Origin of the sequence: Nibrella viscosa (genome assembly GCF_039541875.1) — a bacterium.
In the GTDB taxonomy this organism is placed as follows: domain Bacteria; phylum Bacteroidota; class Bacteroidia; order Cytophagales; family Spirosomataceae; genus Nibrella; species Nibrella viscosa.
In genome coordinates, this window is sequence record NZ_BAABHB010000003.1 from 571,905 (window position 1) to 582,668 (window position 10,764).

The 10,764-nt window shown below is 51.5% G+C and carries 9 protein-coding genes and 1 pseudogene; 5 read left to right on the forward strand and 5 right to left on the reverse strand.

What is annotated here, in order from left to right; translation table 11 throughout:
- Window positions 1–45 precede the first annotated feature (45 nt).
- Window positions 46–834 carry an SDR family NAD(P)-dependent oxidoreductase gene (locus ABD931_RS10975; RefSeq protein ID WP_345266914.1) on the reverse strand — a complete coding sequence of 263 codons (789 nt, stop codon included), beginning with the start codon at window positions 832–834 and terminating at the stop codon, window positions 46–48.
- A 192-nt stretch (window positions 835–1,026) separates the two neighbouring features.
- Between ABD931_RS10975 and ABD931_RS10980 the strand changes: the two genes are divergently transcribed.
- On the forward strand, window positions 1,027–1,152 hold the full coding sequence (locus tag ABD931_RS10980; protein ID WP_345266916.1) for a hypothetical protein: 126 nt from the start codon (window positions 1,027–1,029) through the stop codon (window positions 1,150–1,152).
- Window positions 1,149–2,867, forward strand: coding sequence for a sodium:solute symporter family protein (locus tag ABD931_RS10985; protein WP_345266918.1), 1,719 nt, complete (start codon window positions 1,149–1,151; stop codon window positions 2,865–2,867). Before ABD931_RS10980 ends, ABD931_RS10985 begins: the two co-directional genes overlap by 4 nt.
- 31 nt (window positions 2,868–2,898) lie before the next feature.
- On the opposite strand, the gene ABD931_RS10990 is transcribed toward ABD931_RS10985, so the two are convergent.
- The gene (locus ABD931_RS10990) at window positions 2,899–3,792 is read right to left on the reverse strand and encodes a DUF2911 domain-containing protein (protein ID WP_345266920.1); all 894 of its coding nucleotides are present in this window, start codon (window positions 3,790–3,792) and stop codon (window positions 2,899–2,901) included.
- A gap of 94 nt (window positions 3,793–3,886) precedes the next feature.
- On the opposite strand from ABD931_RS10990, the gene ABD931_RS10995 reads away from it, so the two are divergent.
- Complete coding sequence (locus tag ABD931_RS10995) at window positions 3,887–4,420, forward strand: NUDIX hydrolase (protein WP_345266922.1); 534 nt, start codon at window positions 3,887–3,889, stop codon at window positions 4,418–4,420.
- A 71-nt stretch (window positions 4,421–4,491) separates the two neighbouring features.
- Entirely contained in the window at window positions 4,492–4,881 is a 390-nt protein-coding gene (locus ABD931_RS11000; protein ID WP_345266923.1) for a hypothetical protein, read from the forward strand.
- A gap of 16 nt (window positions 4,882–4,897) precedes the next feature.
- Here the strand turns inward: ABD931_RS11000 and ABD931_RS11005 are convergent, their stop codons facing one another.
- The 3 genes from ABD931_RS11005 to ABD931_RS11015 all read right to left on the reverse strand — a co-directional run bounded on the left by ABD931_RS11005 (window position 4,898) and on the right by ABD931_RS11015 (window position 9,152).
- Window positions 4,898–6,661, reverse strand: a complete 1,764-nt coding sequence (locus ABD931_RS11005) for a hypothetical protein (RefSeq protein WP_345266925.1) — start codon at window positions 6,659–6,661, stop codon at window positions 4,898–4,900.
- 111 nt (window positions 6,662–6,772) lie between these two features.
- Complete coding sequence (locus tag ABD931_RS11010) at window positions 6,773–8,464, reverse strand: S8 family serine peptidase (protein ID WP_345266927.1); 1,692 nt, start codon at window positions 8,462–8,464, stop codon at window positions 6,773–6,775.
- A complete protein-coding gene (locus ABD931_RS11015) occupies window positions 8,451–9,152 on the reverse strand; it encodes a hypothetical protein (protein WP_345266929.1) in 702 nt (233 codons plus the stop codon). Before ABD931_RS11015 ends, ABD931_RS11010 begins: the two co-directional genes overlap by 14 nt.
- 971 nt (window positions 9,153–10,123) lie before the next feature.
- On the opposite strand from ABD931_RS11015, the pseudogene ABD931_RS11020 reads away from it, so the two are divergent.
- Window positions 10,124–10,764 (forward strand): annotated as a pseudogene (locus ABD931_RS11020) (SprB repeat-containing protein); the annotation flags it as partial.

Here is a 10,764-nt window from a genome sequence, read left to right on the forward strand (position 1 = left end):
GCCCTCTTCGGATATGGAGAGGGCCTGTTTTGTTTCAAAGAAGTCTCAGATGACAGCACCACCGTCGGCGTAAAACAAACTACCTGTACAATACGTAGAGGCATCGGAGGCTAAAAACAAAGCCAGCGGGCTGATCTCGTTGGTGGTTCCCATCCGGGCAATGGGCAATCGTTTGGTAAAATGATCCAGAATCTTTTCGTTCTGCCAGAGCGCTTCGCTGAACCTGGTTTTGATCAGGCCCGGACAGATAGCATTGACCCGGATACCGTCCGGGCCCCATTCGTTGGCCAGCACTTTGGTTAGCATATTCAGTGCCGTTTTGCTGACGCTGTAGATCCCCAGGCCAGGATCGGGCGTATGACCGGCTATGCTGCTCATCATAATCACGCTGCCACCGCCACGGGCTTTCATATAGGGGTACACCATCTTGCTGAGTTCAAAGGGAGCCTTTACGTTCACCTGCATAATTTTGTCAAAAGCCCCTTCGTCGCAGTCAAGTGCCGGGCCAAATACCGGGTTGGTGGCTGCGTTATTAACCAGGATATCAATGCCGCCGTACAGCTCAACGGTCTTGTCTACCAGGTGACGGAGGTGATCCATATTGCCCGCATGGGCGGCAACGCCGGTGGCCTCTCCGCCCTGCTGTTTAATAGCATCGGCCAGTTGATCCAGCGCTTCCTGTTTGCGGCTGCTGACAACCACCTTAGCGCCAAACCGGGCATACAGCCGGGCAATGTCTTCGCCAATGCCTTTGCTAGCTCCGGTAATGACGGCTACTTTGCCGCTGAGGGTAAAAAGCTGTTTTTCGGGGGACGTGGTCTGTTGTGTTTCCATGCTGGTTTTGTTTGTCGGACATGTTTTTCAGCCGGCAAACTATGGCATTCGGCAGGCAATTCAAACACTAGCCCCAAGAAGTCTTGGCAAAACTGGCGGGCATATACCTGAAATTTGTCTATTTTCGTTGCCTGATATAACTAACCGGTGCTTATTCTGCCGGCGCTGGTCTGTCTACCCACCATAAACCGTATGCACCACGACACCCACGACCTACCTCCCTTTGTACGTTCCTGGTCCCGGCTATACGCCATTGTCATTGGCGGACTGCTGCTCGAGATCGTTCTGTTCTACACCTTAATGGTCTGGTTTTCATGAGCAGTATCGATTGGCTGGTGCTATTGATAACCCTATTCGGGATCATCGCCTACGGTATTTACCGAAGCCGGGGAACGCGTAACATGGACGATTACCTGCTGGCGGGCCACTCGTTGCCCTGGTACCATGTGGGATTATCGGTGATGGCTACGCAGGCGAGTGCCATCACGTTTCTGTCGGCTCCGGGGCAGGCCTACACCGACGGGATGCGCTTTGTGCAGTTTTACTTCGGTTTGCCGCTGGCCATGGTGGTATTGTCTATCACGTTTGTCCCTATATTCCACCGGCTTAAGGTATTTACCGCCTACGAGTACCTGGAAACCCGTTTCGATGCCCGCGTTCGAATCCTGACCGCCTTGTTGTTTCTAATTCAGCGGGGGCTGTCTACCGGTTTGTCTATTTATGCGCCCGCCATAATTCTGTCGACCATTCTGGGCTGGAACATCTACTGGACCAATCTCATCATGGGGGGGCTAGTGCTGATCTATACCGTCACCGGCGGCACAAAGGCCATTTCGTATACCCATATTCAGCAGATGATGATTGTGACGCTGGCCATGATTATTGCCGGCTGGATGACCGTTCACCTGATGCCGCAGGAGGTAGGCTTCACCGATGCGCTTCAGGTCGCCGGGAAAGCGGGCCGGCTGAACCTGATCGACCTGAAATTTGATCCAGACAGCCGCTATAACGTCTGGTCGGGCCTGATTGGCGGCTTTTTTCTGCAGCTCTCGTACTTCGGTACCGATCAATCGCAGGTAGGGCGCTATCTGACGGGCGAATCGATAGGGCAAAGTCGGCTGGGTTTGCTGATGAATGGGCTGCTGAAGGTGCCGATGCAGTTTTTGATTCTGCTGGTGGGGGTGCTGGTATTTACCTTTTATCAGTACCATGAGACACCGGTATTTTTTAACAAACAGGAAACAGAAGCGCTGAAACAAAGCCCGTACGCGGGCGAGTATCAGTTGCTGGAGATTAAGCACCGGAACCTGAACGCCCAGCGTCAGCAGGCGGTGGCAGCTATTCAGACAGCGCTGGATACGGACAATAACACACAACTAAACCAGGCACGCGTAACGTTGCGCGAGGCCGATGCTGCTATTGCGACCGTTAGAAAAGATGTGGTAGGCCTGATTCAGAAAAATAACCCTACGGCCGATACCAGCGACGTTAACTATATTTTTCTGCGGTTTGTGCTCGACTATCTGCCGCATGGGCTAATTGGCCTGCTCATTGCCGTAATATTTAGCGCATCAATGGGGTCAATTGCGGCCGCTTATAACTCGTTGGCGTCAACTACCGTCGTTGACATTTATAAACGGGTTGTACACCAGAAAGATGCCGATGCGCATTACCTGTGGGTGTCGCGGGTGTCGACCGTTATCTGGGGGGTATTTTGTATCCTGGTGGCACAGTTCGCCAACCGGCTGGGCAGCATGATCGAGGCCGTCAATATTCTGGGATCACTGTTTTACGGCGTTATTCTGGGTGTTTTTCTGGTTGCGTTCTATTTCAAAGGCCTGGGAGCCAGAGCTACCTTCTGGTCGGCTGTGCTGTCTGAAGGGCTGGTGGTATATTGCTACTGGATTGATTTGACGGCTTTTCTCTGGCTCAATCTGATTGGGTGTGTGCTGGTGATCGGTATTGCCTGGCTCCTGGAAAAACTCTTGCCCACCAGCCCCGCCCTCCGGCCGGTAACAAAAAAGCCCGTCTGAGGCAGACGGGCTTCCGGGTACGCACTCTCGCTTAGGACGTTTTCTTCTTCTTACCTTTTATCGGCATCGGCGGAATCATTGCCTGGAAATCAGTAATCCCGTTCTGAATGGCATCCTTAAAGAATGGGAAACTCGGGTCGTTGGAGGCCTGCCCCAGTGACATGGCCCGCTGGGCCAGGGTTAGGGCCTCGGCGGCTTTGCCCATTTTCGCCAGGATCTGGGCTTTTGTCCAGACATTCCGGAAGGTTTCTTTCAGGCCGATCGACTTATCGGTCCACGCCAGTGCCTGCTCCAGGTTCCGGCCCTGCGCCAGGTTCCAGGCGGCAGCGGCCTGCAATACAGCCGGATCTTCCGGTTTGTCGGCTACGGCCCTCTCTACATTGGCCTGGGCGTTGGCTTTGACATCAACTCGCAGGTCGGCGGCTGCTTTTACGTTGGCCCACATAAAATTCAGTTTGGCGGTACTGTCGGTCACATCGCTGAAGTTAATCGTGAAACTTTCGGTGCGCTCACCACTCTGCTGCGGCCTGATTTGTACACGCAGGGCGTCTTCTTCCTGCTTATAGGCATCGGTGCTGGCTGCCGTATTTTTGTTCATGATCAGCGTCCATTCGGTCTGGGTTGGAATGGTAAATACAGAGTACGTACCGGCCGGTAACCGCTGACCGTTGACCAACAAATCGGTTGTAGTCGATAAGGTAGTGGCTGCGTTGGCACCGGTACGCCAAAGCTGACCATAAGGAACCAGGGTGCCAAAAATTTCGCGACCGCGCATGGCTGGGCGCGAGTATTTTACCGTTACGTCGGTAGTACCGATGGTCTGCATCACAGAGGCCCCGGGGCTGGGTTGGGGCAGGCGAATCTGGGCGGTAGCCAATTGGGCAACCAGGCAGAATGCCACCACGTTCAGCATAATTTTTTGCATGGTTTTGTCTGGATTAAGTGTTTGTGTAAATATCAAAGCGAAATTGCGGGTTTTTAGGCACAAAGAAAAGATTAACCTGTTTTGATTCTATTGTATGCACCGTCAGCCACTGCTTTCCCTGTTGAAAACCTACGCGCCTGCCGATGCCGGTGAAACGGCCATGTGGCAGCAAACGCTGGCCTTTGTTCAGGCACATCCCGATTGTTTTGAGCGTTCGCTACATATTGGTCATGTGACCGGCTCCGCCTGGGTTGTGAGTCCTGACCGCCGGCAGGTTGTTCTGATTCACCACCGAAAGCTCGACCGCTGGTTTCAGCCGGGGGGCCATGCCGATGGCGATCCGGATGTGGCACGGGTGGCCCGGCGCGAAGCCGAGGAGGAGGTAGGGCTGATGTCGTTGCGGCTGGTGAGCCCGGCTATATTCGATATTGATGTCCATCCCATTCCGGCGAAGGGGAATGAACCTGAACATCTTCATTACGATATTCGTTTTCTATTTGAAGCCGACCCTGATGATGAATTTGTTCATTCATCCGAAACAATAGATATAAAGTGGGTATTTGTTGACAGAATAAATGAATTTACTTCGGCAGACTCGGTTATTCGGATGGCAAAGAAGATAATTTAACTATAACTATTTTTTTAGTTATTAGTTTTCGGTTATTTTTGCATCAACACAACAAAACCACAGTTACTCTCATGAAAAGTCTAAGACGGGCGCTGCTCGGTCTGTTAGGCGTAGCTGTAGCTGGTACCAGCCTGGCTCAGGAGGATACCAAGCTGCGCCGGGACGTGACCTACTCAACGCGCAATTATAAGCATCCCAACAAAGCGGCTGTGGCCAGCCAGTGGGAGCCGGAAGCATCAGTATCATTCCGGAAACGAAATGCCCGTCGGGTAACCATTGGTGACTATAAACGTCCTTCTTCCCGCGATGGTCGTATGACAGGTATTGTGCTGCCGGCACAGTCGATCTCAACGACGGAGCGAAACTACAAGGCGCAACCTGCCCGGCGGAGAGCCGTAGCGAAAGAACAGCCTGCGGCCGAGACCAAAAATGAGATCTTGGTGGAACCTACAGGCAACTAAATTTACCTAAGCCAGGCTACCTGCTGCTACGAACGAACTGAGGGTCCGGGCTCATGGTTTCCGGGCTGGCTTTGTAAACATAATAGGGCAAACCCGCCTGCTGATTATATACGCGCTCGGGCCGCCGGTTTTCCAGCGGATTTTCGCTGATCAGAAACGCATACGTTCCTTTGTCGAAATTGCTGAGCGCCTGATCGCTGGGGATGTAGTAGTTGATAAAGCCTACCTGCGGACTGTAAAAGTAAGGATCGATATAGCGTTGGGGTGGGGTGTGCTGCACCAGAATCCGGTGCTGAATTGCAGTCAACCGTTCATCTTCCAGTAAAATCTCGTTAAAGAGAATGGAGCGGCTAAGCTGGTCCGGTTTATTTCTTATAAAGCCAATAAAGCGGTTGAGTTTTGCCTGACTCAGTTCGGCATCCTGAATGGCCGACAGTTCCCGTTTCAGGCTATTGATATTCTTACGGAGCCTGCCTTCAAAATCGGGAGGGAGCAACACGCTGGTTTGTGGGGCAAGTGTATTGAGCCAGGTAACCACCTGCTGGTAATTGGTAAGCTGGTGGGCATTCACCTGAAATTTCAACGAATCATACAGGGTAAACAGGCAGAATAAGCTGCCACTAATCTGTACCGCCAGGCGCTGTTGTCGGGTAATGAGTTGCCATATGCCAATACCACCGAAGGCGAGGGGCACCAGGCCTAAAATGCGGAGCGGAAGCGTATGGGTTGGATATACAACGGCAGAGCGACTGATTAATAAGGCAAAAACGCCCATGTTGGCCATGTATAACCAGACTATGCGCTTGTCGGGATACTGTTTCCGAAAGAAGTGGAAGCCAAGCAGGGTCAGGAGGATAAGAAACGCATTGACCGGCTGAAGGCTTTGGGCAAGCAACGGATTGGCCTGGTTCGGAGCCGCTACTTTAGCTATGATTCCTCCCGCAAAGGCTTTCACGTGAATCAGCGTATCTGTGGCGAAAAAGGGATTGGTTAGGACCAGCGACGCAACAAGCGCAGCCACTAACTTACCCGTCGATTTCCAGGAGAAGGTTGGCTGTGTCCGAAGAATCAGGCTGCCAAGGATAAACGGCAGCAGAATCAGAAAAATCATACGCTGATTAATCAGCAGCGCCGTTATCAGCATAAGCCGGTACCCAAACCAGCGATCAGGCGTATCCGTAAACAGAATAGCGGTTATTATATACAGGCATAATCCATACGCTATAGCCTCAGGTCGGATTATACCCGGACTTATAAGCAGTTCGCTGTTGACGACCATTACAATGATGAGCAGATCCCGCACCGATACCGGCAGTCTTTGCGTACTGCTCTTGGGAAGGTTCCGAATCGTCAGGATCATCAGGGTGGCCGTCAGCAATAACTGGACGGTCCGTCCAATCAATATATAGGTTGTCCGATCCTGCAAATACGCATAAATACTTTGGTCGATGAGTTTGAATATCTCTACTGGATTGCTTCCTGTAAGTAGTTGGCGTACCAGTAAAAAGCCGCAGTGGAGCAGTGCAAGCAGATAATACACCAGAACCATCGGCACGGCGGGCCACTCCAGACAGCGGGGGCTGGCTCCATATAACAGAAATACACCAGAGTCGCTGATAAATTGCTCATCCAGGGTGAAATAAACGCCGGGAGGGGGGTTGATAATACACCAGTAGGCACCAAACAGAACAGCCAGTACTACTAAAAGATAACCAAATAATATAGATTCAGCAGGGGGATGAATAATCGTCTTTTTGGCGGAGGTGAATAGTGAGGTCATTCGCTTTTTGTTGAACACCCAAAACCATTGTCCTTACCAAATTATAGGATTTTTTGTCCCGATCAATAAAAAAAATGAAAAAAAATGTCCTGGCTAAGGCAGCCGGAATAATTACTGTTTTACCACTTTGATTGTTCGTTTCCGACTGACCGTTGATAGGGTCAGAAAATACATGCCGGGCGTGAGGTATAGGTTCTGTGCCAGACTCATTTGCTCGTTCTGATTGGCAAAGCGCTGCTGCCAGATTAGCCGACCCGAGACATCATGGAGGGTAGCATCAATGGGGCCCCCATTCTCCGGTTCTACCCAATGAATGACTAATTGATCGGCGTCGGAGAACGGGTTAGGGAACACAAATAAAGAATAACGGTCGGCAGCCACCATCGAAGCCCGCTCAAAATTAGGTATACCATACCCTAATTCAGCATCCGGCGTGGCATACTGGCTGCCCGACCGGCGTAAACAATCAATGATCTGGGCCGCTGTAAGCCGCGGATGAGCCTGCCAGAACCCGGCCGCCAAGCCGGCTACCAGTGGTGCGGCAAACGAGGTGCCATTGCCCGTAACGATTGTACCGCCGGGTGAGCCCAGGACGGTGCCCCAGCCTACGGCCGCCAGATCCGGTTTGATACGACCGTCGGCGGCTGGTCCAAACGAGCTGAAGGGAGCCCGAAGACCCTGACGATTCACAGCGCCAATCGCCAAAATCTGATCGGCATCGGCGGGCACCGAGATATATTTCCAGGGATCATTACCTTCGTTACCGGCCGATACCACCACGACCATGCCGGCTTCGGCGGCCCACTGGGCGGCCCGGCTCGCCAGGGCGGTCCGGCCGTTCATGTCCTGGTACGAATAGCTTATACCACCATCAAAGCGGTTATAGCCCAGTGACGAGTTAATAATATCAACTCCGGTACTATCGGCATATTCGGCCCCAAACAGCCAGTTGGCTTCTTCCACGCGGGTTTCGCTGCGGGCGTCTTCTGTACGCAGCAGCAGGAATGAGGCTTTAAAGGCAGTTCCGTACAGCATATTGTCCGACGTGCCGGCTATTGTCGACAGGACCGACAACCCATGGGAGTCGTCTTCGTACACGCTATATTCTTTGGCCACAAAATCGTAGGTACCCACAATGCGGTTTTCCTGAAACAGCGGCTGGAGGAACGGCACCTGGTGGGCATTCCGAAAGCCGGCATCCAGTACGGCAATGAGCATGCCTTCTCCCCGGTAGCCCTTCTGGTGCATCTGGTTGGCACCTAATTGCGTAATTTGCTCCTGAGAAGCGCCGTAAGATAGGGGGGCAATTTCGCCAAATTTGTCGGTTTGAGCCTCCTGGCGGTTGGCCGTTGCAATTGCATACGACGCGGCCGGCGTAGCGGTATTGGTCTGGACACTCAGACGGGCGTTGGCCAGCGGAGCGTTAAACTCCAGCCCTTTCACAAACGCCAGGCCCTGTACCGCCGTCAACTGCGGGTCAGTAGCCTCAATCAGGACAGCATTCAGCCAGCGCGATGAAAACCAGATTTTGGCCCCGGTCTGGCTAATCTGCTGAATGTATGATGGGTTGACCGGCAGGTCTTTTTCCTGAACCGGAATATTCTGCCGTTGCCGGCGCAGAATAGCGCGTTGGGATAAGAACTGCTCCGGCCGGTTTATAGAAAACGGCGAATTTGCTTTGTCTTTGAGGAGAACCAGGTATTTGCGGGCGGTAGTAACCGTAACCTGTCCCAGACTGTCGGCCGAAAGGCCTGAGAAAAAGAAAAGCCCAATGATGATGGGCAGCCATTTATTCTTTGCCATAGGTTAAGATGCGATACGTTTGACGAATGCCGTAGTCGATCTGATTTTTGCCAATGCAGGCCGGCGTTGATGAACAGAACTGAAGAATAGTTTTTTCTCTGTAGATCAAACCTGTCTGCCGGGCATATACCTCAATGCGTTTATTCTGTGAAACCAATGTTGAGTCGTTTTGTTGAACAACGGTAACCGTTTCGTCAAACTGCCTATCCAGAACGATGAACGGACGACGAGTATTGCGCATCTCATAGGTCTCTTCGTCCAGAGCGTTCCATTTATTGCCATTCCACCGCACCCGGTTTCCGATCGGAAAAACCAGCTTAACATAGTCCCGGCCGTTTTCGCTCCGGATGGCTTCATGGTTGACAATCCGTGCGGTCCAGATGGAGTCCGGTTGCCAGGGCTGTTGGCTGGATACCCGGCGGTAGCGGTTCAGCCGGTAAGCCGTCTGCCCGGTTATGTCGGTATAGGCTTCTCCTACAACCTCTTTAATCTGGTACGAACGGCCAGTCTTCGAAGCGGGTAGAGCATAGAGGCTGTCCGTTACGGAATAAATGATATAATGTCCGGACTCCAGCGGAAAAAAACTAAAGCCGGCGTCCCGCACAGGCGGATCAGCAGGTTGGCAGGAGAAATAAAAGATCAGTTCGCTTATCAGCAGTAATACTAATGCTATACGGTATTTACGCATGTGTAAGCTATAAATACCAAAGATAGCAAAGAAGCAGGGAGTTGAGGAGGTTACCAGAAAAATGGTGATGGGCTGCAAGTTCTCAAACGTATATTAGATAAAGCCTAATGAAATTTTAACGATGGTACTTCTTGCCAAAATCAGTACGCAAGCAGGCCTGTCCGGCAATCAATTCGCTATTATGAAACGCTAGTTTTTACGATTAGTTTGCAAAGGTAAGTTCTTGTTATTTAGAGATTTAAGTGGAAAACAGCAAAAAATGGAGGGCTTTGCCGTTCAGTAAATACCCTTAGGATATCCTGGTGAAATTATCTAAACTAGATAAAGTTTATAGAAATACTATAACTCTACTCTCTAACGCGTATGTATCCCAAATCTCAACGCGTATGCATCCCAAAATTCTACTCTCATCCTGGTTGAAGGAGTACTCTCCAGTACATCTACTGGCACTCCTGCCAACCCACAGCCGGACATTTTTTAGGTCGGCTACGCTCTTCGTCACCATCTGTTGCTGGTTGATGGGTTTAAGTAGTTCATTTGCACAAACGTTCCCCTCTCCTAGCTCATGTACGTCAAAAGATTTAGCCTTAGTTGGGGCACGATTAACCGGAGGAAATGCGTGTAATTCTTGTCAGGGTGTCGAAATCTTAACCAGAACGTTGAATCTGGCAATTGATAATACAACCGGATCTACCCGTACATCATTTGCCTTTTGGGGAACATTAGAAATCTATAATGCCGATGGTAGCCTTTTTTCATCTACTCCGGTTTCGGGGTGTCAGGGCCCTATTGCGAAAAATCAGGTAAATGACCTGCCATTTTACATTAATGAACTACCTAATGGTAAAGTTACGTATATCTGTGGACAATCTTTAATTCTAAAAAATCTCTTTCTGGCCTGGACAGATGCCTCTCCTAATAGTACCTGCGCCACGCTTATTCCTCCTAATATTACACCCAAATGCGGTACGTTGCCATCGATCCAGGTTAATGCAGGGGTAGACGCCAGCTTTGCTGTAACTAATGTAGCCTGCTTTAACACCAATACAGGCTCTATTAACATGACGCCAATGGGAGGGACAAGTCCGTATTCCTTCACCTGGACAGCCAGTAACGGTGGACAGGTTCCTGTTGCTCAGACAAACAATGAGGATCTGACTAATATACCGGCAGGTACGTATACGGTAAGAATTGTTGACTCAAAAGGATGCGAGGCTATACGGAGTAGAACGGTTACTCAGCCCTCAGCCGCTCTGGCGCTGGGCACCTGCTCCAAGACGGATGTGAGCTGCTTTGGGGGCAGCAACGGTTCGGTCACGGCAGGGGCGGTAACCAACGCAGTAGGAGCGGTAAGTTATAGCTGGAAGAACGCGGCCAACACCGTGGTGGGCACCACCAGCACGGTGAGCAATCTGCCGGCGGGCACCTATACGCTGACCGTGTCGGATAACTGCTTCTCACAGACCTGTCAGGTGAGCATTGGCGGTCCATCCGCTGCTCTGGCGCTGGGCACCTGCTCCAAGACGGATGTGAGCTGCTTTGGGGGCAGCAACGGTTCGGTCACGGCAGGGGCGGTAACCAACGCAGTGGGGGCGGTAAGTTATAGCTGGAA